The organism is Janthinobacterium sp. NKUCC08_JDC (assembly GCF_019345575.1).
Lineage (GTDB): Bacteria > Pseudomonadota > Gammaproteobacteria > Burkholderiales > Burkholderiaceae_D > Janthinobacterium > Janthinobacterium aestuarii.
Genome location: NZ_JAHKQW010000007.1, coordinates 224,126 through 248,589 on the forward strand (window position 1 = coordinate 224,126; position 24,464 = coordinate 248,589).

General features: G+C 63.7%; 29 protein-coding genes. 8 read left to right on the forward strand and 21 right to left on the reverse strand.

The window, feature by feature from the left end:
* Positions 1-39: 39 nt before the first annotated feature.
* The 10 genes from KO538_RS18470 to KO538_RS18515 form a co-directional block, all read right to left on the reverse strand.
* Complete coding sequence (locus KO538_RS18470) at positions 40-906, reverse strand: fumarylacetoacetate hydrolase family protein (protein WP_070303986.1); 867 nt, start codon at positions 904-906, stop codon at positions 40-42.
* Positions 907-927: 21 nt separating this feature from the next.
* Entirely contained in the window at positions 928-1,683 is a 756-nt protein-coding gene (locus KO538_RS18475; RefSeq protein ID WP_070303987.1) for an SDR family oxidoreductase, read from the reverse strand.
* Between the two features lie 76 nt (positions 1,684-1,759).
* A complete protein-coding gene (locus KO538_RS18480) occupies positions 1,760-2,089 on the reverse strand; it encodes an L-rhamnose mutarotase (protein ID WP_070303988.1) in 330 nt (109 codons plus the stop codon).
* 84 nt (positions 2,090-2,173) lie between these two features.
* The gene (locus tag KO538_RS18485) at positions 2,174-3,004 is read right to left on the reverse strand and encodes an amidohydrolase (RefSeq protein ID WP_219329257.1); all 831 of its coding nucleotides are present in this window, start codon (positions 3,002-3,004) and stop codon (positions 2,174-2,176) included.
* Positions 3,001-4,020 carry an aldo/keto reductase gene (locus KO538_RS18490; RefSeq protein ID WP_219329258.1) on the reverse strand — a complete coding sequence of 340 codons (1,020 nt, stop codon included), beginning with the start codon at positions 4,018-4,020 and terminating at the stop codon, positions 3,001-3,003. Before KO538_RS18490 ends, KO538_RS18485 begins: the two co-directional genes overlap by 4 nt.
* Before the next feature lie 11 nt (positions 4,021-4,031).
* Positions 4,032-5,255 (reverse strand): UxaA family hydrolase, encoded by a 1,224-nt coding sequence (locus KO538_RS18495; RefSeq protein WP_219329259.1) that lies wholly within the window; start codon positions 5,253-5,255, stop codon positions 4,032-4,034.
* Entirely contained in the window at positions 5,252-5,587 is a 336-nt protein-coding gene (locus tag KO538_RS18500) for a UxaA family hydrolase (RefSeq protein ID WP_072454408.1), read from the reverse strand. Before KO538_RS18500 ends, KO538_RS18495 begins: the two co-directional genes overlap by 4 nt.
* A 25-nt stretch (positions 5,588-5,612) precedes the next feature.
* Positions 5,613-6,530, reverse strand: coding sequence for a GntR family transcriptional regulator (locus tag KO538_RS18505; protein WP_034759665.1), 918 nt, complete (start codon positions 6,528-6,530; stop codon positions 5,613-5,615).
* Positions 6,531-6,644: 114 nt separating this feature from the next.
* Positions 6,645-7,781, reverse strand: coding sequence for a mannitol dehydrogenase family protein (locus KO538_RS18510; RefSeq protein WP_219329260.1), 1,137 nt, complete (start codon positions 7,779-7,781; stop codon positions 6,645-6,647).
* Position 7,782: 1 nt separating this feature from the next.
* Positions 7,783-8,793: a zinc-binding alcohol dehydrogenase family protein gene (locus KO538_RS18515; RefSeq protein ID WP_219329282.1), complete on the reverse strand. Its 1,011-nt coding sequence runs from the start codon at positions 8,791-8,793 to the stop codon at positions 7,783-7,785.
* Between the two features lie 339 nt (positions 8,794-9,132).
* On the opposite strand from KO538_RS18515, the gene KO538_RS18520 reads away from it, so the two are divergent.
* Positions 9,133-10,167 (forward strand): MerR family transcriptional regulator, encoded by a 1,035-nt coding sequence (locus KO538_RS18520; RefSeq protein ID WP_219329283.1) that lies wholly within the window; start codon positions 9,133-9,135, stop codon positions 10,165-10,167.
* A 67-nt stretch (positions 10,168-10,234) separates the two neighbouring features.
* Positions 10,235-11,314 carry a hypothetical protein gene (locus KO538_RS18525; RefSeq protein ID WP_219329261.1) on the forward strand — a complete coding sequence of 360 codons (1,080 nt, stop codon included), beginning with the start codon at positions 10,235-10,237 and terminating at the stop codon, positions 11,312-11,314.
* Here KO538_RS18525 and KO538_RS18530 read toward each other — a convergent pair.
* On the reverse strand, positions 11,311-12,513 hold the full coding sequence (locus tag KO538_RS18530) for a D-amino acid dehydrogenase (protein ID WP_219329262.1): 1,203 nt from the start codon (positions 12,511-12,513) through the stop codon (positions 11,311-11,313). The two genes, KO538_RS18525 and KO538_RS18530, sit on opposite strands and share 4 nt — an antisense overlap.
* Entirely contained in the window at positions 12,510-12,977 is a 468-nt protein-coding gene (locus KO538_RS18535; RefSeq protein WP_072454540.1) for a helix-turn-helix domain-containing protein, read from the reverse strand. The genes KO538_RS18530 and KO538_RS18535 overlap by 4 nt, the downstream gene beginning before the upstream one ends.
* An 87-nt stretch (positions 12,978-13,064) precedes the next feature.
* Between KO538_RS18535 and KO538_RS18540 the strand changes: the two genes are divergently transcribed.
* Entirely contained in the window at positions 13,065-14,255 is a 1,191-nt protein-coding gene (locus KO538_RS18540; RefSeq protein WP_219329263.1) for an MFS transporter, read from the forward strand.
* Here KO538_RS18540 and KO538_RS18545 read toward each other — a convergent pair.
* The 4 genes from KO538_RS18545 to KO538_RS18560 form a co-directional block, all read right to left on the reverse strand.
* The gene (locus KO538_RS18545) at positions 14,252-14,947 is read right to left on the reverse strand and encodes a Crp/Fnr family transcriptional regulator (RefSeq protein WP_034759676.1); all 696 of its coding nucleotides are present in this window, start codon (positions 14,945-14,947) and stop codon (positions 14,252-14,254) included. The genes KO538_RS18540 and KO538_RS18545 overlap by 4 nt on opposite strands.
* Positions 14,948-15,102: 155 nt before the next feature.
* The gene (locus KO538_RS18550) at positions 15,103-15,750 is read right to left on the reverse strand and encodes a response regulator (RefSeq protein WP_034759680.1); all 648 of its coding nucleotides are present in this window, start codon (positions 15,748-15,750) and stop codon (positions 15,103-15,105) included.
* Between the two features lie 32 nt (positions 15,751-15,782).
* The gene (locus KO538_RS18555) at positions 15,783-17,015 is read right to left on the reverse strand and encodes a GAF domain-containing protein (protein WP_034759687.1); all 1,233 of its coding nucleotides are present in this window, start codon (positions 17,013-17,015) and stop codon (positions 15,783-15,785) included.
* Positions 17,016-17,079: 64 nt separating this feature from the next.
* Entirely contained in the window at positions 17,080-17,661 is a 582-nt protein-coding gene (locus tag KO538_RS18560; protein ID WP_058051378.1) for a DJ-1/PfpI family protein, read from the reverse strand.
* A 171-nt stretch (positions 17,662-17,832) separates the two neighbouring features.
* On the opposite strand from KO538_RS18560, the gene KO538_RS18565 reads away from it, so the two are divergent.
* The 3 genes from KO538_RS18565 (at position 17,833) to KO538_RS18575 (ending at position 19,127) form a co-directional block, all read left to right on the forward strand.
* Positions 17,833-18,243 carry a hypothetical protein gene (locus KO538_RS18565; RefSeq protein ID WP_070303658.1) on the forward strand — a complete coding sequence of 137 codons (411 nt, stop codon included), beginning with the start codon at positions 17,833-17,835 and terminating at the stop codon, positions 18,241-18,243.
* Positions 18,244-18,270: 27 nt separating this feature from the next.
* The gene (locus tag KO538_RS18570) at positions 18,271-18,744 is read left to right on the forward strand and encodes a host attachment protein (RefSeq protein ID WP_070303659.1); all 474 of its coding nucleotides are present in this window, start codon (positions 18,271-18,273) and stop codon (positions 18,742-18,744) included.
* An 83-nt stretch (positions 18,745-18,827) separates the two neighbouring features.
* Entirely contained in the window at positions 18,828-19,127 is a 300-nt protein-coding gene (locus KO538_RS18575) for an antibiotic biosynthesis monooxygenase (protein ID WP_034759700.1), read from the forward strand.
* An 8-nt stretch (positions 19,128-19,135) separates the two neighbouring features.
* Here the strand turns inward: KO538_RS18575 and pncB are convergent, their stop codons facing one another.
* Entirely contained in the window at positions 19,136-20,326 is a 1,191-nt protein-coding gene (gene pncB, locus KO538_RS18580) for a nicotinate phosphoribosyltransferase (RefSeq protein ID WP_070303660.1), read from the reverse strand.
* 79 nt (positions 20,327-20,405) lie between these two features.
* Positions 20,406-21,269: a cysteine hydrolase gene (locus tag KO538_RS18585; RefSeq protein WP_219329264.1), complete on the reverse strand. Its 864-nt coding sequence runs from the start codon at positions 21,267-21,269 to the stop codon at positions 20,406-20,408.
* Between the two features lie 72 nt (positions 21,270-21,341).
* Between KO538_RS18585 and KO538_RS18590 the strand changes: the two genes are divergently transcribed.
* Entirely contained in the window at positions 21,342-21,581 is a 240-nt protein-coding gene (locus KO538_RS18590) for a TIGR02450 family Trp-rich protein (protein WP_034759713.1), read from the forward strand.
* Here the strand turns inward: KO538_RS18590 and KO538_RS18595 are convergent.
* The 3 genes from KO538_RS18595 to KO538_RS18605 form a co-directional block, all read right to left on the reverse strand.
* Positions 21,563-21,736, reverse strand: coding sequence for a hypothetical protein (locus KO538_RS18595; RefSeq protein ID WP_257620438.1), 174 nt, complete (start codon positions 21,734-21,736; stop codon positions 21,563-21,565). The two genes, KO538_RS18590 and KO538_RS18595, sit on opposite strands and share 19 nt — an antisense overlap.
* 329 nt (positions 21,737-22,065) lie before the next feature.
* Positions 22,066-22,572, reverse strand: coding sequence for a nuclear transport factor 2 family protein (locus KO538_RS18600; protein WP_219329266.1), 507 nt, complete (start codon positions 22,570-22,572; stop codon positions 22,066-22,068).
* A 144-nt stretch (positions 22,573-22,716) separates the two neighbouring features.
* Positions 22,717-23,322 carry an FMN-dependent NADH-azoreductase gene (locus KO538_RS18605; protein ID WP_219329267.1) on the reverse strand — a complete coding sequence of 202 codons (606 nt, stop codon included), beginning with the start codon at positions 23,320-23,322 and terminating at the stop codon, positions 22,717-22,719.
* 134 nt (positions 23,323-23,456) lie between these two features.
* On the opposite strand from KO538_RS18605, the gene KO538_RS18610 reads away from it, so the two are divergent.
* A complete protein-coding gene (locus tag KO538_RS18610) occupies positions 23,457-24,371 on the forward strand; it encodes a LysR family transcriptional regulator (protein WP_219329268.1) in 915 nt (304 codons plus the stop codon).
* The last annotated feature ends 93 nt before the right edge of the window (positions 24,372-24,464 follow it).

The following is a 24,464-nucleotide window of genomic DNA, read 5'->3' on the forward strand; positions in this document are numbered from 1 at the left end:
TGTCTGAGCATCTTGGCGGCACGCCGGTCTGCTACTCGTTTAACTGTCGATCAGTTCCGGATTCCACGCATGCACGGTCTGTCGCTGTTCACCAAGTCCGCTGATCCCCAGGCGCATGGTGTCGCCCGGCTTCAGATACACGGCCGACGGCTTCTGGCCCATGCCCACGCCCGGCGGCGTGCCGGTGCTGATGATGTCGCCCGGGTACAAGGTCATGAAGCGGCTGATGTAGCTGACCAGATTGGCCACGCCGAAGACCATCGTTCTGGTATTGCCGTCCTGGACGCGCTTGCCGTTCACTTCCAGCCACAGGCCCAGGTTTTGCGGGTCCGCCACTTCGTCGCTTGTGACCATCCAGGGACCGATCGGGCCGAAGGTATCGCAGCCCTTGCCCTTGTCCCACTGGCCGCCGCGCTCCAATTGGTACTCGCGTTCGGACAAATCGTTCACCACGCAATAGCCGGCCACGTGCGACAGCGCATCGGCTTCGCTCACATAGCGCGCGGTGGTGCCGATCACCACGCCCAGCTCCACTTCCCAGTCGCTTTTCTTCGAGTCCTGCGGCATCACCACGGCATCGTTGGCGCCGATGATGGCGCTGGTGGCTTTCATGAACAGCACCGGTTCAGCCGGCACGGCCATGCCCGATTCGGCCGCATGGTCGGCATAGTTCAGGCCCACGCACAAAAACTTGCCCACGCCCTTCCAAGGCGGCGCGATGCGGCCAGGATTCGCCACCACCGGCAGGCTGGCGATATCGAGGGCGGCCAAAGTCGCCAGGCCATCCTTGCCCAGGGTCGCGCCCGTGATATCGGACAGCACGCCGGACAGGTCGCGCACGACGCCATCGGCATCGATCAGTGCAGGTTTTTCAGCGCCCTTGGCGCCATATCGCATCAGTTTCATGTGTGTCTCTCGTTGTTGTAATTAATTGGACCAGCCGCCGTCGATGACGTGGACCATGCCGGTGGTAAAGGCGGATTCGTCGGAAGCCAGGTAGACGGCCAGCGCGGCGATTTCTTCTGCCCTGCCCACTCTGCCCATCGGCTGGCGGGCGACAAACGCAGCCTGCACTTCATCGATGCTCACGCCCGTCGCTGCCGCCTGCGCCGCAATGCGTTCCTTCAGCGACGGCGACTCGATGGTGCCGGGACAGATCGCATTGCAGCGGATGCCGCGCGTGACAAAGTCCGCCGCTACCGATTTCGTCATGCCCACCACGGCCGCCTTCGAGGTGCCATAGATAAAGCGGTTCGGCGCGCCCTTCACGCTCGACGCCACGGACGACATATTGACGATGGAGCCGGCGCCCCTGGCCAGCATGCCGGGCAGCACGGCGCGCATCAACCGGTACATGGAGCGCGCGTTGATGTCGAAGGAACGGTCCCAGGCCGCATCGTCGCAGTCGAGGATGGTGCCGCCGTCGACGAAGCCGGCGCAGTTGAACAGGATGTCAACGGGGCCGATCTCGTCGGCCAGCGCGGTGATCGCCGCGCCATCGGTCACGTCGAGCCGGCGGATGGTGCAGCCCGTCGCTTCCTTCAGCGCGTCGAGCTGGGCCTGGTTGATATCGGTGGCGATCACGGTGGCGCCTTCGCGCACGAACGCTTCGGCCGTGGCGCGGCCGATGCCCTGGCCGGCGGCGGTGAGCAGGGCGATTTTGCCTTGTAGTCTGGCGGTCATGTTGTCTCCTTTTATTTTTTAACCCAACACCTTAACGGCTGGGGTCAGGCCCGGCGGGTCTGACCCCGGATTTTTGCTAACTGACGTGGAATACCTGTTCCATCATCGCCCAGTGCTCGCCCTCGGCACGCGAAGCCAGCGGCTCCTGGCACGGTGCGCAAAAGGTCCACCAGCGCTGCGTTTCCGGGTCGGCGGCAATCGTCGCCATGTCGGCCTCAAAATCCTCGCCGTGGTATTCCCAGTAGCCGAACAGCAGGTTTTCCGGCTCGCGCAGGAAGATCGAATAATTGCCGACATGCGCGGCAGCCAGTCTGGCCAGCACCTGCGGCCAGACGGCGGCGTGCAGGGTTTTGTATTCAACGATGCGCTCCGGCGCGATGCCGATGACCATGCCCATTCTTTGCATTACGACTCCTTTGTTGGCTTACGCCGTACCGGCTAAGCCAACCTACAGTTGGCATCGCGGTGATTCGTAGACACGCCCGCCACCTCATTCAAAACCATAAAACCGGCACGCATTGCGTCCGAAAATATCGTCCCTGTCCTCTTGCCCCAAATGCGCCAGCAGCGCCTCGCTGGCGGCCAGCCACGCCGCATAGCCGCCGGCCAGGTCGACCACAGGCCAGTCGCTGCCCCAGATCACGCGCCGGGGGCCGAACACGTCCAGCACATGTGCGGCATAAGGGCGCAGGTCGTCCACGTTCCAGCCGGGCCGCGCTTCCGTCACCAGTCCGGACAGCTTGCAGTGCACGTTCGGCAGCGCGGCCAGCAACGCCATGTCTTCACGCCAGGCGCCGAAGCCGGCATCGGCGATCGGCGGCTTGGCCGCATGGTCGATCACGATGGCCAACTGCGGATAAGCACGGGCGCAATGCAGCAGCGCGGGCAAGTGGCGCGGCAGCACCAGCGCGTCCAGCCGCAAGCCCTGTTCCACCATGGCGGCCAGGGCCGGCGCCAGCGCGGGATTGGCGATCCACTGATCGTCATCGATATCCTGCAGCATGGGGCGCAAGCCTTTGAGCTTGCCGTACGATGCCAGGCGAGCAATCACCGCCGCTGCGTCAGGTGCCAGCAAATCGGTCCAGCCCACGACGGCGCGAATGAAGCTGGTCTTTGCCGCCAGCGCCAGCAAGTAATCGGTATCGGCAGCCGTCGGCAGCGACTGCACCAGCACCGTGCCGGCGATGCCGTGCGCGGCCAGCAGCGGCGCCAGGTCGGCCGGCGCAAAATCGCGGTGGATGGCGGCCAGCGATGGCGGCGGCCAGCTGCCGGCACGCGCGGCCAGCTGCCAGAAGTGCTGGTGGGCGTCGATGCGCATCATGCGGCCACTCCCGCAGGCAGCGGCGCGCGCGCATCGATCAAGTCCGCGTCCCGCAGCGCCAGCCACAGGGCGTCGGGCAGCGGTGTGGCAAACCAGTCCAGGTTTTGCCGCAGCTGCGCCAGGTCCTGGCCGCCCGGGATGCAGGAAGCGACGGCAGGATGGGCAAGCGGAAACTGCAGTGCCGCAGCCTGCAGCGGCACGCCGAATTCACGGCAGACGGCGTCCAGGCGCGCCACGCGCTTGAGTATCGCGGCCGGCGCATCGGCGTAGTTGAATTTGCCGTTCCCGGCCAGCACGCCCGAGTTGAACGGGCCGCCGATCACGATGGCGTTGCCGCGCTCCACGCAGGCGTCCAGCAACGGCGACAGCGACGCCTGTTCCAGCAAGGTGTAGCGGCCGGCCAGCAAGGTGCAATCGAGGTCAAATTCCGCCATCGCGCGCAGGACGATCTCGCACTCGTTGACACCGAGGCCCACGGCCTTCACCTGGCCGCTGGCGCGCAGTTCATCGAGGGCGCGAAAACCGCCACCGGCCGTCAGCTGGCGCCAGTATTGCTGATCGAGTTCGCCATGCGTGGCCTTGCCGATATCGTGCACGAACAGGATATCTATCCGGTCGAGCCCCAGCCGCTGCAGGCTGTCGTCGTGCGAACGCAGCACGCCGTCATACGTATAGTCGTAATGGGGACGGAACGGCAGCGGCGCGGCAAAGCCGTCGTCGCCGGGGCGCACGGAGGCGTCGGGTCGCATCAGACGGCCCACCTTGGTGCTGATCACAAATTCATGGCGGGGCCGCTCGCGCAGCGCCGCGCCCACGCGGCGTTCGGACTGGGTATAGCCATAGAACGGCGCCGTGTCGAAGAAGCGCACGCCGGCATCCCACGCGCCATCGAGCGTGATGCGCGCCTGCGCGCCGCTGACGGGCTGGTACAAGCCGCCTATCGGCGCGCAGCCCATGCCGATGCAGGGCAGCGACAGGCCCCCGCGCAGCAAGGTATGCAATTGTGTGACATCCATGAATCCGGCCCTCAAGCGGCGCGCAATGGGAAACAGCCTGGCCCCACCGCATCGAATTGTTTATAGGTCAGCACGAATTCCTGGTGGCCCAGGTCTTCCGAGCGGCTCAGTTCTCCGTTGGCGACGTTCAGCACGGCGGCGACGATCTCCGCGCCCACTTCTTCGAGGCTGGCTTCGCCCGTGAGGATCTTGCCAGCGTTGATATCCATGTCGTCGGCCAGGCGCTCGAAGGTTTGCGGATTGGCGCACACCTTGATGACGGGCGAGATCGCCGAACCGACGACGGAACCGCGGCCCGTGGTAAACAAGGTGATGTGGGCGCCACAGGAAATGAGTTCGACGATTTCCGCGTTGTCCGACACATTCGGGAAGCCGAAGCGCGGCTCGCCGTCCGGCACCACGTCGAGCAGGTACAGGCCGCCGCCGGCCGGCTGGTCGCCCGGCTTCAAAATGCCGACGATGGGTGAAGAACCGCTCTTGGCGTAGGCGCCCAGCGACTTTTCTTCCTGCGTGGTCAGGCCGCCATCGGCGTTCCCCGGCGAGAAGCTGCCATGGCCCATGATGGTGTAGTAGCGGGCCGCCTTGGCTACGGTTTCGACGATGGCGTTGCCCAGGTCAGGACTCACGGCGCGCCGCTGCATATGGTATTCGCAGCCCACCAGTTCGCCCGTTTCTTCGAAGATGCAGGGGCTGCCGGCCGCGATCAGGGTGTCGAACGCGACGCCGACGGCCGGGTTGGCGCTGATGCCGCTGGTGCTGTCGGAGCCGCCGCAGATGGTAGCGACGACCAGTTCATCGATCCCCATCGGCACGCGCTCCTGCCGCGCCAGGTGTTCCAGCGCCCAGCCGATCCACTCGACACCGCTGCTCACGCTGGGGCGCGTGCCGCTGTTTTCCTGGATCGTGATCGTGTGCACGGGGCGGTCGCTGTCGGCCACGGCGCTGGAGAGGCCATATTTGTTGAAGCCTTCGCAGCCCAGGGAAACCAGCAGCACGGCGCCCACGTTCGGGTGCGTCAGCAAACGGCGCATCACCTGGTCCGCGTATTCGTTCGGGAAGCAGCCCGTAAAGCCGATCAGGTGCACGGGCTGGCCGGGAAAAGCGTTGACCATCAGGCGCGCCACATGGTGCGCACATTCGACCATATAGGCCACCACCACGATATTGCGGATGCCCTTGCGGCCATCGGCACGCAGGTAGCCCGACAGGGCGGGTGTCGTTACGGGAGCGTTCATGCTTGGTCGTCCTTGTCCAGGAAATGGTGGCCGTCCTGGCCCAGGGTAAACGTGGGGATGTAATCGCTTGCCAGGTTGTGCGTGTGGATATGTTCGCCGATGGCGACGGGGGCCGTGATGCTGCCGATCAGGGCGCCGTAGCGCAGCACCTTGTCGCCGACGGCCAGCGCGCGGCGCGCCACCTTGTGGCCGATGTGGATATTTTGCGCCAGGGTGACGGGCACGCCGTCGATGGCGACGACGTCGCCGCTGGCCAAGGCTGTCCTGGCGATCAGGCAGTTATCCTCGGGCGACATCAGCAGCAGGCTGCTAGGCTGGGAAGCGAGGCTCATGGCGCACCCTCCCCGGCAAAGACGGCTAGGCGGCCGGCTGGCTCAGTTTTTCCCGCGTGCCGATCGACGACAGCATGGTGCTGCGCGAGGAATCGAGGTGCGAACGCATGCACTCGAGCGCCTTCGGTATGTCGTGCTCCGCCAGCGCGTGCAGGATCGCCAGGTGCTCCTGCACCGCGTATTTGTTGCGGCCCTTTTCCTCGCCCTTGTCCCACTGGTAGTGATAGTGAAACACGAACGAGACGATATCGTAGAAGCCCTGCGCGAAGCGGTTGTTCAACAGGCCGATCAGGAAGGTGTGGAACTCGCGGTCCAGCGCCGGAAACGCGTTGTGGCGCGTGTCGATCCTGGCCGCCAGCTTCTCGTGCTGCTTGATCAGCCGCGCCAGTTCCGCATACGCCGGATCGCCATGCGGCAGGTGCGCAAACTGCTCCACGGCCGCCATCTCGAACATGCGCCGCATGTCCGCCAGTTCCGTGGCGAACGAGCGGTCGAACGCGCACAGGCGCCAGCCGCCGCGCGGTTTCTTTTCGATCAGGCCGAAGCGCGAGAAACCGATCAGGAATTCGCGCACGCTGACGGTACTGGCGCCCGCCTCGCGCGCCAGCTCCGCTTCCGAGAATTCCGCACCGGGCGGCATGTCGCGCTGGTACACGCGTTCCATCAGCACCTGCTGGATGCGCTCGGCCCCCGACTGCAATTCGGAGATATCGAAGTAGTCGCCCGGTATGGGTTTGCGCAGCAGGCGCCGGTCCGCCGGGCTGGCGATCAGGCGCCGCGTCGACAGATACGCGATCGCGCTGCGGATCGCCGTGCGGCTGCCCTGGCAGATCGTGGTCAGGAACTGCTCCGTCGGCAGCATCTCGCCCACTGCGACATTCTCGGCGAGAAATTGCAACAGCAGATTGGTACTGCGCTTGAAGACGGTGGCGGGTTTGGACATGGATGAATGAACGCGCTATGCCAGCGAAAGGGAAAGTGGATGAGTGGGCCATTTTAGTCGATATCGGATTGGATCGGCATGCCAGAAAAGAAACAACTGCGCTGAGCGGGGCGTTCATGGCTGCGCTCCCGGCGCCAGCATGGCGCGCAGGCGCGGCTGCGCCAGGGCGGGACACAGCTGCCGCGCCAGCGCCGCCACGGGCGCCATGCGCCGCTCGATCTTGCCGGCGTGGTGCTGGGCGATGTCGGCCAGGCGGTGCGCGAGGAAGGGATTGCCGAAGCGTTCCCTGACCTGCGCCACATAGGCCAGCGCGGCGTCGCCGTGCCGCGCGCCCATGGCGGCAAACACGGGCAGCACTTCCTCGTGCCATAGGGCTTCCAGCGCGGCGCGCATGGCGCCATCGTCCATCGCCTCGCGCACCGTCATGCCGGCCGGGCTGCCCCGTTCCATCCACAGCTGCGCCAGATAAGTGTGACCGAGGTTGAGCAGGAACAGCTTGCGCTGCTCATACTCGCGCAGGCTGTCCGTCACCACCAGCTGCGGGTGGCGGCACGGCAGCAGCATGTCTTCCTGCGCCTCGATGGCCCACAGTGCATAGGGTTCGGCCACCGCGCCTATCGGTTCAATCGGTTCGGAAACGATGCGGTCGACGAGGGAATTGATCCACAGGCAGCCCGTTTGCAGATACCCGATGAACGCGGCATCGCAGCGCCACTGCTGCGCCAATGTCACGATCACCTGGCGCAGTACATGACCGTTGTCGGCCACCAGTTCGCACGGAAAAATCGAGATGGGCGTGGCGCCGGCCAGGAAGCGGTCATGCAGCAGCACCAGCAGCTTGGCGGGAAAGCTGGCGGGAACAGTAACGCCATCGAGCATGCCGGCGTGGTCGCCGTCATCGAGCTGGTAGCCCGTGTCGCCCGTATTCGAGATGATCACGCGTGCGGCCACGGCTGCATCGCGCACCTGCCGCCAGTCGCTGCCCGCCTGCCACGCCTGCGTGACGGCGTCGGCGCGGCGCTCTTCATCGACTTGCGCGCCGTCCTGCCAGCCACGGATGCGTACCGGATAGCCGCCGGCCTGGCGAAACGCCGCCACCCGCGCCGCGCCCTGCGCGCTGCCGGTGGTTTGCACGATGGTGATATGGCCCAGCGCCTCGCCTGTCTTCGCCGCTTCGCTGACGAACAGGTCGGCGTGCGCCTGCAGGAAGCGGCTGGTGCCAAATTGCAGTATAGGGTTGAGATCGCTCATCTCAGACCTCGACGATGGCCTTGATGACACCCGCCTCGGGCTGCATCCAGCGATCGAGCACGCCCGTAAATTCGTCGAGCGTGGTGCGGTGGGTATTGAGCAGCGCGGTAGGGACTTTCCCCGCCTTCATGGCCGCCACCACTTCCTCGAAATCGTCGACGGTGGCGTTGCGGCTGCCCAGCAGGGTCGTTTCACGCTTGTGGAATTCCGGGTCGGAAAAGGACAGGCGGTCGCGCACGATGGATACCAGCACATAGGAGCCGCCATGGGCGACAAAGTCCAGGCCCCGCTCCATGGCGGCGATATTGCCGGTGGCGTCAAACACCACGTCGAAGAATTCACCGCCTGTGGCATCGGACAGCTGCTCCTTGTCGCCGTCGCCCAGCTGCACCGTGCGGGTGACACCAAGCGCGTCGCGGCAGAACTGCAAACGGTCGGCGCGGCCGTCGAGCACCGTGACGTCGGCGCCTTTCAAGGACGCGAACAGCATCACGGCCATGCCGATCGGGCCGGCGCCCACCACCAGCACGCGCTTGCCGGCATCGACCGCGCCGCGCTTGACGGCGTGCGCGCCGATGGCGAGAAATTCGATCATGGCCGCGTCGTCGAGCGAGATGCCTTCCGTCTTGAAGACGAAGCGCTCGGGCAGCGCCAGGTATTCCGTCATGCCGCCGTCGCGGTGCACGCCCAGCACTTCGATGCGGGTGCAGCAGTTGGTCTTGCCCTGGCGGCAGGCCACGCAGGTACCGCACGACAGGTAGGGCATCACGTAGACCTGGTCGCCCACGGCCAGGCGCGAGCCGGCTGGCACGCTGTCGATATGGCCGGACAATTCATGGCCCATCACGCGCGGGTAGCTGAGGAAAGGCTGGGTGCCGCGGAAGATATGCATGTCGGTGCCGCAGATGCCGACGCGGCGTATGCGCAGCAGCACTTCACCCTCGCCGGGCACGGGCACGGGGCGCTGTTCCATGCGCAAACTGCCGGGCGTATCGCAAACGATACTTTTCATCATGGTCGTCTCTCTCGCCGCCCGGATCTTGCCGGTGGCATATTATATTTAACGTACAAACCAACTGTGAAAAAAATCCGTCTGTGCGGATTGTCTTTCCAGCCCTGCCAATGGCGCGTCTTGCTGCGCCGCACAACGATTAATCCGTCATACCGCCTGGCCCGAACCCGTTTGTTTTGCTGTAGCTGTCGTTCGGTTTTATAAATATACCGTACAAAAAAATGAAGGTCAACGGATTCTTTTGCGGGTTTTTTCGAGGCCTCTGCTACATTCCTGCTTGACCCTGACGTTACGTCAGGCGCCATCGTGGCGGCACGCACTGAAGACAAGGAGAAGACGATGCTGTTGAAAATCGGTGAACTGGCCAGGCTCACGGGCCTGACCATCCGCACCCTGCACCACTACGACAGCATCGGCCTGCTCTCGCCTTCGGCGCGCACGCAAGCTGGCTACCGCCTGTACCAGCACGGCGACATGGACCGGCTGCACCGGATCATGGCGCTGCGCAAGTTCGGGTTGTCGCTGGCCGATATCGCCAACGCCCTCGCCGGCCCGGAGCTGCCGCTCTCCTCCATCGTGGCGCGGCAAATCGCCATGCTGGAGCGCCAGATCGCACAGGCTTCCACCTTGCGTGAACGCCTGCGCACCCTGCAAACGCAACTGACGCAGGGGCAGGCGCCGGAACTGGCCGAGTGGCTCACCACTATGGAGTTGATGACCATGTACGACAAATACTTTAGTCACGAAGAACTGCAACAACTGCCGCTGCTGTCCGATGCGGCCGTGGAACAGGAATGGAAAGCACTGGTAATGAGAGTGCGCGCCGCCAAGGACACGGGCGCGGGCCCCGGCGATGCGCAAGCGCAGGCGCTGGCCACGGAATGGATGGTCAAACTGGTGCGCGACACGGGCGCCCATCCGGGCCTGTTCGCGCGCCTGAACGACATGCATGCGCAGGAACCATCGATGCAGACGACGACCAGCATCGACGCGGACGTGATGCAGTTCATCCTCGCCGCTTTCAATGCCTCGCGCATGGCGCTGTACAAACCCTTCCTCGACGAGCACGAATACGCGCACCTGGTGGCCAACTACGGCAAGCGTTCGGGCGAGTGGCCAGCCCTGATCGCCGCCGTGCGCGCCGCCATCGATGCGCGCACGCCGCCCACCGATCCGGCCGTGCTGCAGCTGGCGCGCCAGTGGCTGGAACTGTTCCGCTCCTACGCGGGCACGGACCCGGCCACGCAGCTGAAGTTCCGCCAGGCGCACCAGCAGGAACCGCGTCTGATGGAGGGCAGCTTCGTCGACGCAGCCATGCTGCAGTACCTGGGCGCTGCGATGGCTGTCGTGGCGCAGGAGCGCCCCGGCGCATAGGTTCAGGTGTGGCATCTCGTGGGCGCGGCCATGTAGAATCGGCCTTCGCCCACGAGAGGATTAACCGATGCGCCGCTTTCTGTTTGCTTGCCTGACCCTGCCCGCCCTGAATGCCGCCATGGCTGGCGATGCGCCCGTGCAAGGGGTGTGGCAGGGCACTGTGGGCAAGGCCAATATCGTCGCCTGCTTCAACCAACCCAGCACCACGCAAGGCGCGGACCGCAGCGGCAGCTATTACTACACGCGCTACAAGACGCCGATCATGCTGGCCAAACCGAACGGCAAGACCCTGTGGCAGGAACTCGACGCCAAGGGTAATACGACGGGCACGTGGTCGCTGAACGCGCCGCAAGGCGGAAAACTCGTCGGTACCTGGACGGACCCGAAAAGCGGCAAGCGCCTGCCCCTGGCCTTGAGCCTGCTGGAAGCGGCGGGCGACCACGACCATCCATCGTGCGCCAGCGATGCCTACAACCTGGCGCTGGAAGATTTTCCGGGCACCAAGGTAAGTAAACCCCTTACCTTTGAAGGCAAGCAATACCGCAACCTACAAGTGGGCGACACCATCACCGTGGAACTGATGGCGCCCGGCGATGGCGTGGCGAGAATCAATGCACAGCTGCGCACCGTGCTGGCGAAGAACAAGAAGGACCTGGAAGACTTCTATGCCACGCGCCGCGAATACCTGGGCCGCAACGGTTTCACGACGGAAGACGAAGTGTATGCGGATCCCACCTACTGGTCGCCGCGCTGGGTGACGGTCAAGTTCTACCGCTGGGCGGCCGGCTATGGCGCCAGCGGCATCTCCATCAAGTTCCGCACCTGGGACGTGAAAACGGGCCAGGAAACGGACGTGTGGAACTGGTTTGGCGCCAGCGCCAGCGATGGCGACGACAAGGCCGAATTGCCGGATCGCCTGCGCCAAGCTCTGTTCAAGGATGTGAAAATCGACGCCGAATGCAAGGGCACGGATTACGACGGCCGCGGCCGCTTCCACCTGTCATTGAAACCGGAAGGCGTATCGTTCTGGCAAGACCCGAACGGCAGCGGCTGCGAAAACGACTTCCTGCTGCCCTACAGCAAAGTCGGCCCCTTCCTCACCGTCAAGGGGCGCGCCGCGCTCAGCGACTTGCTGCCGAAGAACTAGCCAGCACCAATCATCGCGGCTACCATCTCCGCCGTGGCGGCCGCCAGGGTCCAGCCCAGGTGGCCGTGACCCGTGTTGTAGTACACGCCCGGCGCCTTGCCCGGCCCCACTTTGGGCAGCATGTCGGGCAGCATGGGACGCAAGCCGGCCCAGGGCACGACCTTGCGCGTATTCACGCCAGGAAAGCACTGCTCCACCCATTGCAGCAGCGGGCGGATGCGGTCGGCGCGGATGTCGTGGTTAACGCCGTTGAATTCCGCCGTGCCCGCCACCCTGAGCCGGTCTTCGCCGAGGCGGCTGCTGACCAGCTTGGTCGCGTCGTCGAGCAGGCTGACCTTCGGCGCCGCCGCGCGGCTGGCGGCGTCATCCAATTGCACGGTAATCGAATAGCCTTTCACGGGATACACGTTGACATGGTCGCCCAGCATGGCCGCCATGGCGCGGCTGGCCGTGCCGGCGCAAATGACGACGGCATCGAACACAGTGCTGTCCTCGCCTATGCTGACGCGCACCCTGCCGTGCTCGCGCGCCAGCGCCGTGACTTCCTCACCATAGCGGCACGCCACGCCCAGGCGCACGCAGGCGTCGGCCAGGCCGCTCGTGAATTTGTGGATGTCGCCCGTGGAATCGCTGTCCGTGTAGTAGCCGCCGTAGAAGTCGCCCTGCAAAGCCGGTTCGACGGCGCGCATTTCCTGCGGCGTGACGGCGCGCCGCTGCAAGCCGCCCTGCGCCAGCAAACGCGAGACGCCGGCCGCCCGCTCGAAGCTGGCCTTGTCACGGTAGACGTGCAGGATGCCGGCGCGGCGGTGATCGAAGTCGATGTTTTCTGCTTGCGCCCACGCAAACAGATGTTCGCGCGCGGCGATCGCCATGCGGGCCGTGGCGATGGTGTTGCGCTCGTAGGCCGGCATGGCGGCGAGAAACTCGGCAAACCAGCTCAGCTTGTGCCAGCTGGGCCAGGGATGAAGCAGCAAGGGCGCATCGCGCCGCGCCATCCATTTCAGGGCATTTAGTATCGTTGCCTTGTGGTTCCACACTTCCGCGTGCGAGGCCGACAATTGTCCACCGTTCGCATACGAGGTTTCCATGGCAGCATAACGGTGGCGTTCGATCAGGGTCACGTGCACGCCCCGCCTGGCCAGCGCATACGCCGTCGTCACACCCGTGATGCCTGCGCCCAGCACGGCCACGCGCTTCATGCCTCAGGTTCCATTTTCTGCTCCACCTTGTGCACGACCGTGTCGCCCGCCTGCAACACGCGGCCGTCCGGCGCCAGCACATCCATCCTGCGCACGGGCGCGTGCGTATCGCGTTGCAGCAAGGTCGAATGCGCCTCGCCCGCTTCAAACAATTGCGCCTCGCTCCACTGCCGCAAACCGACGACGACGGGAAACAGCGCCAGCCCCTTTTGCGTGAGCACGTACTCCTGGTAAGCCGTGCCGTCCGAGGCGGGCGCAATCGTAAAGATGCCCTCTTCCACCAGGGTGTGCAGGCGGTCGGCCAGAATGTTCTTCGCCACGCCCAGGCTTTTCTGGAATTCGCCAAAGCGGCGCATGCCGTCGAAGGCGTCGCGCACGATCAGCAGCGACCAGCGCTCGCCGATCACGTCGAGCGCGCGCGCCACGGGACAGGGGTCGGTTTTCAGGCTCTTGCGCTTGGCCACGGGCATTCTCCAGGATTGAGTGGTTGCATTTTAAAACTTCTCGGCGTAGACTCCAACTGGTTTTAATTTGAAACCACTTACAAGACCATGCGCGATACGAACTCCCCCATCACGACAACACTTCCTCCCACCCTCGTCTGGCTGTTTGCCACGGCGGCCGGCCTCAGCGTGGCCAATGTGTATTACGCCCAACCTTTACTCGCCACGCTGGCGCACGAGTTCGGTATGACGGAGGCGGCCAGCGGCATGGTCATCACGGCCACGCAGATCGGCTGCGCGCTGGCCCTGCTGCTGCTCGTGCCCTTGGGCGACATGCTGAACCGGCGCCGCCTGACCCTGTTCCAGCTGGGCATGCTTGCCATCACCCTGGTGGCGCTGGGCTGCGCCCGTTCCACGGCAGCCTTGCTGGGCGGCATGCTGATGGTGGGTTTGCTGGGCACGGCCATGACGCAGGGTTTGATCGCCTACGCGGCCAGCGCGGCGGCCAGCCATGAGCGGGGAAGAGTCGTCGGCATGGCGCAGGGCGGCGTGGTGATCGGCTTGCTGCTGGCGCGCACCCTGTCCGGTGTCGTGGCCGATGTGGCCGACTGGCGCGCCGTGTATTTTGTTTCGGCCGCCATCGCTTGCGCCCTGTTGCTGCTGCTGTGGCGCATGCTGCCGCCGGCCAAGTCGCAAGGCCAGAAGCTCGCCTATGGCGCCCTGCTCGCCTCGATGCTGGACATGCTGCTGCACAACAAGGTATTGCGCGTGCGCGGCATGCTGGCCCTGCTGATGTTTGCCGTCTTCAATATTTTCTGGAGCGCCCTGGTGCTGCCTTTGACGGCGCAAGGCTATAGCCATGCGGCCATCGGCGCGTTTGGCCTGGTCGGCGTGATCGGTGCGCTGGGCGCGGCGCGCGCGGGCGCCATGGCGGACAAGGGCCGCGCGCAATGGACGACGGGTGCCGCCCTGCTGCTGTTGCTGGCCGCGTGGCTGCCGCTGGGCTTTGCCGGTGCAGCCCTGTGGCCGTTGATCGTCGGCATCATCGCGCTGGACCTGGCGGGCCAGGCCATCCACGTGACGAACCAGAGCCTGATTTTCAAGCAGGACAGCGACGCGCACAGCCGCCTGGTGGCGTGCTACATGCTGTTTTATGCGGTGGGAAGCGGACTCGGTGCGATTGCCGCCACCAGCGTGTATGCGCTGGCGGGCTGGCATGGGGTATGCGCGCTGGGCGCGGCGGTCAGCTTGCTCGCCCTGCTGTTCTGGCGGCTGACCTTGCCTGCTGAAAAAACCTAGTTCAGCATGGCCGTGGCGGAACCATGGCGATAGGTTTTCAAGGCATCGGGCTGGATCTGGATCAGCGAACCGCTGACTTTAATCAGGTGCAAGTCCGTCAGCTGGTGCAGCACGCGCGACAGGGTGGCGGGCGCCAGGTTCAGGAACGATGCCAATAAACTTTTCTTCAGGTCCAGCTTGACCTCGTTCGAGCGCTGCTGGTCCGATGCCTGCAGCAAATACTCGACCACGCGCTGGGTGGCGTTCTGCACGGAGCAGCGCTCCACGTTGCGGATGAAACCCATCAGGTGGTGCGACAGGCTGTTCATCATCTGGCGCGCGATGCGGGGCGACTGGTCCAGCAGGCGCAGCAGCGCGTGTGGCGGGATGCGCAGCAGCAGGCAGTGCTCGAGCGCTTCGGCGCAGAACGGATATGGTTCATCGAGGAAAATCATGGCTTCGCCAAAGCTCTGGCCCGGACGGATCAGTTCCAGAACCTTGTCGGTCCCTTCCATGGAAAACACGCTCAGCTTGACGAGGCCGAAGACCACCACGTAGGCGCCTTCCGCCACTTCGCCCTTGCGGAAAAGCACTTTGCCTTTTTCCACTTCGACACGCACGACATCCTGGCGCAATTGCTCTAATTGCGAAGGGGAAATATGGCGGAACAGAGCCTGGCTCGATAGCAAGCCATCGACGTTGACCTTATGCATGACACTCTCTTATTAGATTAGCGAATGACTAAGAGTGTAATGCGCAGGCACGGTCAAGGCCATACGTCAAAGGAACTAGGGTTGTCTAGGCCGGAACGCCATGCAGATCAAACAATCGCGGATTCCTTGCCCACTATTTGCGCTTTGTTTGATCTCTATTTGCTTAACTCGCGCTCGACGGCGTAGACGGCGATCTGCACGCGGCTGCTGAGCTTAAGCTTTTTGAGGATGTTTTGCACGTGGATTTTCACCGTGCTTTCAGCCACGTCGAGCTGGCGCGCGATTTCCTTGTTGCTCAGTCCTTGTGCCAGGCAGGCCATGGCTTCGCGTTCGCGCGGCGTCAATTTGTCATAGTCTTCCTGGGGCGCATTCTGCCCCGCGCGGAACTGCGACACGAGCTTGGCCGTCATGGCGTCGGCGATCACGGATTCGCCGGCGGCGGCGCGGCAAATGGCCTGGCCCAGCTGCTCGGCTTCGATATTTTTCAGCAAGTAGCCGCGCGCGCCCGCGCGCAGGGCCGCGCCGAGGTCGGCTGCGTTTTCCGACACGGTCAGCATCAGCACCACCATTTGCGGCAGGTCCTGCAAGATCAGCTGCAGCGCCTCGACGCCAGTCACCCCGGGCATGTTCAAGTCCATCAGCACCACGTCGGGCTGCAGTTCGGCCGCCAGGCGCACGCCGTCCAGCCCGTTCGAAGCCTCGCCCACCACCTGGAATTGAGGATTGCGCTGCAGCAGCAGCTTGACGCCGCTGCGCAGCAAGGTGTGGTCATCGACCAGCAGGATTTTGATTGGTGCGTTCACGTGTTTGTTGCCTGATAAAGATGATTCATTTGTTACGCGGCCTGGCGCCGGGCTGCCGGCAAGGCCAGCGAGATCGTCGTGCCGCCGCCGGGCGTGCTGTCGATGGCAAATTGCGCACCGAGCCGCTCGGCTCTTTCCTGCATGATACGCAAGCCGATCTGCAATTCCGTTTTCTTGTCGCGCAGGTTGGCGGCGAAGCCTTCGCCATCGTCGCGCACCTGCAGCGCAAAATCGCGCCCGTTGTCCACGCGCAGCGCCACGTTGCTCGCTTGCGCGTGCTTGCGGATATTCGACAGCGCTTCCTGCACGATGAACAGGATCTGCAACTGCTGCTCGGGCGCCAGCGGCGCGCCATTGCCGCTCATCTCCAAGGTGCCGATCACGCCCGTCTGCAGCTCGAACTTGGCCAGCACTTCCGACAGCTTGCTTTCGAGGTCGCTGCCATGCCAGCGCGTGCGGAAATTGACCAGCAATTCGCGCACGTCCTGGTAGCTTTGCTCGACGCCCATGCGCATCAGCGGCAGCACTTCGGCCGCTTCGTCGAGCTGGCCCCGGCGCACGGAATCGTCGAGCATCTGCACTTGCAGGCTGATGAAGTTCAGGCTTTGCGCGATGCTGTCATGCAAGCCTTCGGCCAGCAGGCTGCGTTCGCGCGCCACGGCAAATTCCTTTTCGCGCGCGATCAGGCGCTGGTTTTCAATGGCGATGCCCAGGCTCTGGCCCAGGGTTTCCAGCCAGCCCTGCTGCTGCGCCTGCACGGCTTGCGGCTGCGCAAAGTGCAGCGAAAAGCTGCCGACCACCTGCTCGCGCGCAAGGATGGGAAAGACGGCGATGGCAATGAACCCTTCTTCCTGGCAACGGTAGCGCTGCAAGGCTTCGACCTGGCGGAAATCGCGGATCTGGATCACGCCCTGCGCCACGGCCGCGCCGCACAGGCAATCGTTGTTGCGGATGCAGTGTTCCTCTTCCACCATGGCCTCGGAAATGCCCTCGTGCACGATGATGTGCACGGTGTCCTGCTGCGGATCGAGGATGCGCACGGTGCCGCCCTCGGCTTGCGCGAACTCCATCACGTGACGTAAAAAGCCACGGCACAGCGCATCGATGGCGTGCTGTCCCGCCAGCAAGGTGGAAATCTCGTGCAGGGTGGCCAGCTGGCGTTCCTGCGCGGCGCTCAGGCCCGATGCGGCTTGCGCCAGGCGGCGCTGGCGCCAGCGCGAGGCTGGAAGTTGTTTGCGGGAAGGTTGACTGCGCGGCGCATGCATGAAGAACTCGAATCTGAAAAGTGGAGCGCCCGGCAAGCGCTGCGGCCTGCCGGGCTGGTGAAGGTTACAAATGAATCTCGGTACCGAGCAGCTTGACGAACTGCGCCAGCCAGGCCGGATGCGCGGGCCAGGCGGGCGCCGTGACGAACTGGCCATCCGTGACGGCGTCCGTGACGGCGATATCGGCATACGTGCCACCCGCCAGTTTCACTTCCGGTGCGCAGGCGGGATAGGCGGAAATGCGCTTGCCACGGATGACGTCGGCGGCAGCCAGCAATTGCGCGCCATGGCAAACGGCCGCAACAGGCTTGCCCGCCTCGGCGAAATGGCGCACGGCGGCGATGACTTTCTCGTTCAGGCGCAGGTATTCCGGTGCACGGCCGCCGGCGATCATCACGGCGTCATAGTCTGCAGGGTCGATCTCGTCGAAGCTGGCGTTCAGGGTGAACAGATGGCCCGGCTTTTCCGTGTAGGTCTGGTCGCCCTCGAAATCGTGGATGGCCGTCTTGATCGTCTCGCCGCTTTTCTTGCCGGGGCAGACGGCATGCACGGTATGACCGAGCATCAGCAGGGCCTGGAATGGCACCATCGTTTCATAATCTTCTGCAAAATCGCCGGTCAAAAACAGAATTTTTTTCGCTGCCATTTGGTTCTCCTATGAAAGATTGATCCCGCAAGACGTATCTTAGCGCGACTTGGCAGCCATACTGGATATTTATCAAACTTTTGCGCCTTGATCGAGGATTTTACAGGCTGAGGCGGAATTATTTGCAGCCTTGCCGGTCAAATCAAGGACACCTCGTTGAAAGGCCGGGCCATGGACAGCAGCACACTGATACGTATCTTCGACCATTTAGCCGATGCCGAGCGCGCCCGCAACCGGTTGCTGGCCGAAGGTTTCCCTTCTCACGCCGTGCAGCTGGACGCGGGCGACGACGAGGCTGGCCCCGTGCAGGGCAATTTCACGGTCGGCAATTGCGACACCCTCACCAGCCGGCTGGAACGGGCGATCAATGCCCTGTTCGGCGGCGACAACCATATGTACCGGCGCAACTACGGCAAGACGGCGTTCCGCGGCATGGTCCGCCTGGTGGTGGCCACGCGCCACGCCGAGGAACAGCAGCGCGCGCACGCCATCGTACAGGCGTGTGGCGGCAGCGATATCGAACAGCGCACGGCCCGCTGCGGCCAGGACAGGCACGGCGGCATGGCGGCCCTGTCGCGCTAGCTGGCGCGCACAGCAAGGAGAACAAGCATGGACGTCACATGGGTGGTAGTGGCCGACAGCAGCCGGGCCCGGCTGTTTGCGCTGGGACAGCAAAACCAGCTGGGCGAGCTGCAAGATTTTGTCAATCCGGCGGCCCGCGAAAACGAGAACGCCTTGAACAGCGACGCCAGCGGACGCTTCGGCAGCGGCATGCGCGCGGGGACCCAGGCGGGCACGCAGGCGCACACGACCGAGCCACGGGTGACCCCAGTCGAGCATGCGAACGAACAGTTTGCCCGGCATATCGCGCAAGTACTGCAACAGGGCTTGCAGCAACAGCGCTACAACAAGCTGTGCCTGGTCGCCGCACCGAAGTTCCTGGGGCAGTTGCGTCTAAGCCTCGATGCCCAGGTGGAAAAACGGCTCAGCCATGCCCTGGCCAGGGATGTCGCCAGCATGAACGTGCCCCAACTGGAAGCCTATTTGCAGCAAGCGCTGGACAGGGACGGCGGCGACAGCTGAACGGCAGGTGGCCCGGCGCCACCCGCAAGCGGGCACAATCTGTGGCAAGATCTGCGTTCTTTCTTTCAAAACCGGAACTTGCCATGATTTTTGAAATTGCCCACATCCAGATCAAATCGGCCACGCACGCAGCCTTCGAAGCGGCCGTGACGAAAGCCGTCCCCCTGTTCCAGCGCGCACGCGGCTGCGAGTCGATGCGCCTCGAGCGCTCGATCGAAAATAGCGATGCCTACCGCCTGGTGGTGGGCTGGACAACCCTGGAAGACCATACCGTGCATTTCCGCGGCAGCGACGACTTCCAGGCATGGCGCGGCCTGGTCGGTGAATTTTTCGCCGCCCCGCCGCAGGTCGAGCACATGGATACGGTGGTCACAGGCTTCTAGACCGGCACCTACACTGCGGGGTGGTGAAAGACCTGTCGCAGGTAGGCGAGGAAGGTCTCATCCTTGCACAGGGTCTTGCCCGGCGAATCCGACAGTTTCGCCACGGACTGGCCATTGCAGCGCACCAGTTTCATGACGATGTTGAGCGGCGTCAAGCCGACATCGTTGGTGAGATTGGTGCCGATGCCAAAGCCCGTCATGATGCGGTCGGCGAAGTGCTGGTACAGGGCAAACGCCTTGTCCAGGTCCAGGCCGTCGGAAAACACGAGGCGCTTGGTATTGGCGTCGATGCGCAGGGCCGCGTAGTGGGCCAGCGCCTTCTCGCCCCACTCGACGGGATCGCCCGAATCGTGGCGCAAACCATCGAACAGCTTGGCGAAATACAGGTCGAAGTCAGCCAAAAAGGCATCCATGCCCACCACGTCCGTCAGGGCAATACCCAGGTCGCCCCGGTATTCCTGCACCCAGTCTTCCAGTGCCGCCTTTTGAAAGTCGCGCAGACGTACGCCAAACGACTGGAATGATTGCATGTATTCATGCGCCATGGTGCCGATTGGCACGATGCCGAGCTTTTTCGCCAGGTAGACATTCGACGTGCCCTTGAAGTACTCGGGCACCTCGCGCGCCAGACGCTGCACCACTTCGTCGTGCCAGGCGCCGGAAAAACGCCGGCGCACGCCGAAGTCGGAAAATTCAAACGGGTGCTTGCGCCGCGGCAGTTTACCGAATTCCTTGACCGCTTCCACTTTCAAGCCCAGGCGGTGGCGCCCTTCGCGCATGGCCGCATCGAGGTCGAAGCGGCGGAAATACAGTTCGTTGATGATGTACAGCACGAAAATCTCGAAGCCCATCACATGCACCTGCGGCCCGGCCGCGTGCACGAGCAAGGTGTCGCCATCCGTGCTCACGTCGATGAACTTGCGCTGGAAGCGGAACACCGTCAGGAAGTCAACGAAGTCGCTCTTCATGAAGCGCAGGGTGCGCAGATAAGCCAGCTCGTCGTCGGCAAACGACATCGAGCACAGGTGGTCGAGCTGTTCTTCCAGCTCGCCCTTCAGTTCGGCCAGGGGAAAGGCGGTGGCGTTGCGGCAGACAAATTCGTATTCGGTATGGGTATTCGGATGACCGTGCAGCAATGCTTGCCACATTGTAAATTTATATAGATCGGTTTCCAGCAAACTGCGCACTATCGGGGTCATGTGTGTTTTCTCCAACTTCCTGAAGCCAGAATAGTACGCCACCGCAAGCATTTCGGCAGGGTTCGCTTGCAGGAAAGCATTAATCGCCTGCGTTTGCCAACAACTCGGGCAAAACGTCGGTGGATGTCGCCAGCCGCACGCCGCGCTCGTGCATGGCGGCAAGGAAGTCGCGCTGCTGCGTTGCAAAGCCCGTGACGGGGCTCATGCAGTCCGTCAGCAGCACCAGCCGCGACAGGGCCGTCTTGCCTTGCTGCGCTTCCAGGTAGTCGGCGATGTGCTCGGTGCTGGCTTTCACGCAGTGGCTGCCCGCTTCGCCGGTGACATAAATCTGCTGTGCCAGCAGCAAGGTGGCGAGGAAATCCAGGTTGAGCTGGGTGGCCGCATCGTGCGCATCGGGCACTTCCGCCATGACGGCCGAGTAATGCTCGGTCCACGGATTGGAACCCTTGCTCAGCTTGGCTACCACTTGCAGGTGATCCACTTCCCACGCGTTGTAGGCGGCGCGCACGGCCGCGTGGATATTCTGGCCCCAGCTGCCGATCTCGCAGTGCACGGGCCACACCATCAGCTGATAGCGCCCCGCTTGCTGCAAGGCATCGAGGTAGGCCAGCGCGCGCGGCAAGGCATCGCTGGCGGCGGGCAGGAACAAGCGGTCGCGCACCTGCTGCGCCGTGATCTGCGTGAACGGCGGCACGGCGCCGCCATCGCCCGTGCGCCAGAAGGCGGGGTGGGCAATGTCGTAGCGGTGGTGGGCGTCGAGCGTCACGCTGATCTGCGTCAGGCCATTGCCCCCTTCACGGATCAGCTGCGCCACGCGCAGCATGTCGGCGTGGGCGCCGGGCACGGCCAGGGCCGGTGCTGTGCCGGCAGGCAGCCATTCGGCGGGCAGGTCGCAAAAATCGTTTTGCGGGTCGATGACAAGCAGGTGCAGCTGGCGTTTCATGGCGGTCCTCGTGCGTGGCGGGAACTTGCATGATAATGGCAACATCGCCATCACGCCAATCCCGGGCCCGCCATGCACCTTCCACATCGCAATAACTTGCGTCCAAACAAATTACTCAACAGCAAATGGACAGCGGTGACACCCGTCAACAAGGAAAAACATTTTCTCGTCATCAAGGTATGCGCCGCAGCCACGCCGGATGAACCCGTCACGCACGTGGAACTGGAAGCCGTGCATTCGGGCAGAGTGCAGATCCTGCCCTGGCGCGCGCTGCAGGATGCGGCGCAATGGCATCAGGGGTGGAAGACGTAACGGCGCTGGCGCCGCTCGACCAGCTTCAATGCCACCTCGGCCGCTTCGCTGACGGCTTCGGCTTCCGTCGCAAACGGATGGTCGGCCAGCACGCGGTGCTTTTTGACGATATTGTTCCTGTGCATGGGATTGTTCGAGGGGGTGTACAGGGACACATAGGCGCCCCACAGTTTGCAACCGCGTAAGGGTTCCGCCGTGTAATTTATTTCATACGTATCAACGTACTTTATCGGCACGATGTTTGCTCCAAAAATGACATCCCCGGGTAGCCTGTCTCAACGGCCCTACCCGGCGTAGGGTTGGAATACATGCAATCGCGCTTGCTCAGGATACTGACTCACTTATCTGCTTTTTATTACGCGGCACAGGGAAAAACTTGAACGCCTGCCTCACTTGAGGCATGGCGGCACGCCCACTGAAAGTATAGACGATGCGAAAAAATTATGAGAAGGCAACTCTGTACTGAACGCCGCTGGCGCCTGCCCTATTTCGCCGCCTCGGCCGCGGCATGCATGGACCAGACGACGCTGAGGATTTTCCATTGACCATCGCGCTTGACCATCTGCCACGCTTCGACGCCATAGTTGGACAATGTGTCGCCGACGATAAATTCGTAGTCGAAGTTGACCCACGCGACATGGCGGTCCTGGGTGATCTTGACGTTGTAGAATTTTTCTTCCGTGCGCAGGGGTTCGCGCTTGATGTAGTTGGCGAAACCGACGTAGCCGGCCGCCGGGACGCCGTCGAAGTGGACGTCCGTCGTGTCGCGCATTTTCTGGATGAAAGCGTCATCGGCCGGCGAGGCGAACAGGATGTTCGTGTGCAGCATCAGCGACGACAGCAGCTTGACATCCTTGGCAATCAGCGCCGCCTGGAAGTCGGCGACGACTTTTTCAATGGCGCGGATATCCTCGGGCGTGGAGGCGTGGCGGCCCACGTGGGACGGCGCGGGAGGCGCGGTCTGTGCCAGCGCAATACCTGCTGAAAACAAAGAACATCCGAACAATACTGCACTGGCCAACTTGTGGTGCATGAGGGACTTTCATGGCGAACGGCTCGCCGGCCTGGCACGGGGCGTGCCGCCGGCAAGCTTATGCCAAGCATGCCAGCTTGGCAATCCCTCGGAAGGCGTATATCAGGCAGCCAGGGCTTCGATCGACGCGCGGCCCTTGGCGATCGCGCTGGTGACGGCATCGTCGCCCATGGCCACGCCTTCGGCTTGCACGAACTCGATGTCCATGATGCCGATGAAGCCCAGCGCCGTGCGCAGATAGGTGCTCAGGTAGTCATACGCGGCGCCCGGGCCTTCGCTGTAGACGCCGCCGCTGGCCGTGAAAATCACGGCTTTCTTGCCCGTGGCCAGGCCGACGGGGCCATTGGCCGTGTACTGGAAGGTTCGGCCCGCGCGCGCCACGTGGTCGATCCACGCTTTCAGGGCTGACGGCACGGAAAAGTTGTACATGGGCGCGGCCAGCACCAGCACGTCGGCGGCCAGCAATTCATCGACCAGGGTATCGGACAATTGCACGGCCGCGACCGCCTGCGCGCTGCGCTGCTCGGCCGGCGTGAAGAACGCGCCCATGACTTCTTCCGTCAGGTGCGGCACCGGTTGCGCGGCCAGGTCGCGCACGACGATGGTGTCGCCTTGCGCGGCCAGTTTGGCGACGAATTCGCCCGACAATTGACGCGACAGGGAACCGCTGTTGCGCACGCTGCTATTGATGTGTAGTACGTTTGCCATGATGCACTCCTTCAAGAACGATAGATGGGGGTGCGGCGTTTGCTGCACTTGCACACATCATAGTTCGGGTCTACTATCGATGAAACCGTGTAAATATAAATGGTTAGCATCGAATTTTTAGATATGGAGTTGTCATGAGAGAACCGGGCCAGCCTTCGCTCGACCAGTTGCGCGTCTTCGTCGCCGTCATCGACGCGGGCGGTTTCGCCCACGCGGCGCGCCAGCTGCACCGCACGCAATCGGTGATCAGCTACACCATCGCCAACCTGGAAGAACAGCTGAACGTGGTGCTGCTCGACCGTGGCAAGCGCAAGCCCACCCTGACGGACGCGGGCAAGGCCCTGCTGGCCGACGCGCGGGCCGTGGCGCTGAAGGTCGACGGCATGCGCGCGCGGGCCAAGGCGCTGGCCGGCGGGCTCGAGGCGGAAGTGTCGGTGGTGGTCGACGTGATGTTTCCCACCTGCGTGCTGGTGCGCGTGCTCGAAGCGTTCCAGGCGCAGTTCCCCACCGTCGCCCTGCGCCTGCGCATCGAAGCGATGGGCGCCGTGGCGCAACTGGTGATGGATGGCAGCTGCCACATCGGTCTCGGTGGCTGGATGACGGCCACGGCCAGCGTCTTCGAGCGTATGGCCGTCGGCCACGTGCGCCTGATTCCCGTGGCCGCGCCCAGCCACGCGCTGGCGCAGCTGGCCGGGCCGATTGCCTCGAGCGTGGCGCGCGAACACGTGCAGCTGGTGCTCAGCGACCGCAGCGTGCTGACGGAGGGCCAGGATTTCGGCGTGCTGGGATTGCGCAACTGGCGCCTGGGCGACCTCGGTTCCAAGCACGCGCTGCTGCGCGCCGGACTTGGCTGGGGCAACATGCCCGAAGCGATGGTGCGCGAGGACCTGGCCGAAGGCCGTTTGGTGCACCTGCCGCTGGCCGTCGACAATGGCGAGAATTACCCGATTTACTTGATCCAGCGCGCCGACACGCCGCCGGGGCAGGCGGGCAAGTGGCTGACGGAGCGGTTTGCGGAGCAGTTGCCGTTGCTGGTGCAGGGGTTTTAGATGCGCGCGGGGACAGGTATCATGCCTCAGCAAACCCCAAACAAGTGCTGGGGTCAGTCCCTGCGGAATCGCAACCCGTCCCATTGGGACTGG

Excerpts from the sequence above, each read along its gene's own strand:
- KO538_RS18470 (WP_070303986.1), bottom strand. The coding sequence starts at position 906 with ATGAAACTGATGCGATATGGCGCCAAGGGCGCTGAAAAACCTGCACTG.
- KO538_RS18475 (WP_070303987.1), bottom strand. The coding sequence starts at position 1,683 with ATGACCGCCAGACTACAAGGCAAAATCGCCCTGCTCACCGCCGCCGGC.
- KO538_RS18480 (WP_070303988.1), bottom strand. The coding sequence starts at position 2,089 with ATGCAAAGAATGGGCATGGTCATCGGCATCGCGCCGGAGCGCATCGTT.
- KO538_RS18485 (WP_219329257.1), bottom strand. The coding sequence starts at position 3,004 with ATGATGCGCATCGACGCCCACCAGCACTTCTGGCAGCTGGCCGCGCGT.
- KO538_RS18490 (WP_219329258.1), bottom strand. The coding sequence starts at position 4,020 with ATGGATGTCACACAATTGCATACCTTGCTGCGCGGGGGCCTGTCGCTG.
- KO538_RS18495 (WP_219329259.1), bottom strand. The coding sequence starts at position 5,255 with ATGAACGCTCCCGTAACGACACCCGCCCTGTCGGGCTACCTGCGTGCC.
- KO538_RS18500 (WP_072454408.1), bottom strand. The coding sequence starts at position 5,587 with ATGAGCCTCGCTTCCCAGCCTAGCAGCCTGCTGCTGATGTCGCCCGAG.
- KO538_RS18505 (WP_034759665.1), bottom strand. The coding sequence starts at position 6,530 with ATGTCCAAACCCGCCACCGTCTTCAAGCGCAGTACCAATCTGCTGTTG.
- KO538_RS18510 (WP_219329260.1), bottom strand. The coding sequence starts at position 7,781 with ATGAGCGATCTCAACCCTATACTGCAATTTGGCACCAGCCGCTTCCTG.
- KO538_RS18515 (WP_219329282.1), bottom strand. The coding sequence starts at position 8,793 with ATGAAAAGTATCGTTTGCGATACGCCCGGCAGTTTGCGCATGGAACAG.
- KO538_RS18520 (WP_219329283.1), top strand. The coding sequence starts at position 9,133 with ATGCTGTTGAAAATCGGTGAACTGGCCAGGCTCACGGGCCTGACCATC.
- KO538_RS18525 (WP_219329261.1), top strand. The coding sequence starts at position 10,235 with ATGCGCCGCTTTCTGTTTGCTTGCCTGACCCTGCCCGCCCTGAATGCC.
- KO538_RS18530 (WP_219329262.1), bottom strand. The coding sequence starts at position 12,513 with ATGAAGCGCGTGGCCGTGCTGGGCGCAGGCATCACGGGTGTGACGACG.
- KO538_RS18540 (WP_219329263.1), top strand. The coding sequence starts at position 13,065 with ATGCGCGATACGAACTCCCCCATCACGACAACACTTCCTCCCACCCTC.
- KO538_RS18545 (WP_034759676.1), bottom strand. The coding sequence starts at position 14,947 with ATGCATAAGGTCAACGTCGATGGCTTGCTATCGAGCCAGGCTCTGTTC.
- KO538_RS18555 (WP_034759687.1), bottom strand. The coding sequence starts at position 17,015 with ATGCATGCGCCGCGCAGTCAACCTTCCCGCAAACAACTTCCAGCCTCG.
- KO538_RS18560 (WP_058051378.1), bottom strand. The coding sequence starts at position 17,661 with ATGGCAGCGAAAAAAATTCTGTTTTTGACCGGCGATTTTGCAGAAGAT.
- KO538_RS18565 (WP_070303658.1), top strand. The coding sequence starts at position 17,833 with ATGGACAGCAGCACACTGATACGTATCTTCGACCATTTAGCCGATGCC.
- KO538_RS18570 (WP_070303659.1), top strand. The coding sequence starts at position 18,271 with ATGGACGTCACATGGGTGGTAGTGGCCGACAGCAGCCGGGCCCGGCTG.
- KO538_RS18575 (WP_034759700.1), top strand. The coding sequence starts at position 18,828 with ATGATTTTTGAAATTGCCCACATCCAGATCAAATCGGCCACGCACGCA.
- pncB (WP_070303660.1), bottom strand. The coding sequence starts at position 20,326 with ATGACCCCGATAGTGCGCAGTTTGCTGGAAACCGATCTATATAAATTT.
- KO538_RS18585 (WP_219329264.1), bottom strand. The coding sequence starts at position 21,269 with ATGAAACGCCAGCTGCACCTGCTTGTCATCGACCCGCAAAACGATTTT.
- KO538_RS18590 (WP_034759713.1), top strand. The coding sequence starts at position 21,342 with ATGCACCTTCCACATCGCAATAACTTGCGTCCAAACAAATTACTCAAC.
- KO538_RS18605 (WP_219329267.1), bottom strand. The coding sequence starts at position 23,322 with ATGGCAAACGTACTACACATCAATAGCAGCGTGCGCAACAGCGGTTCC.
- KO538_RS18610 (WP_219329268.1), top strand. The coding sequence starts at position 23,457 with ATGAGAGAACCGGGCCAGCCTTCGCTCGACCAGTTGCGCGTCTTCGTC.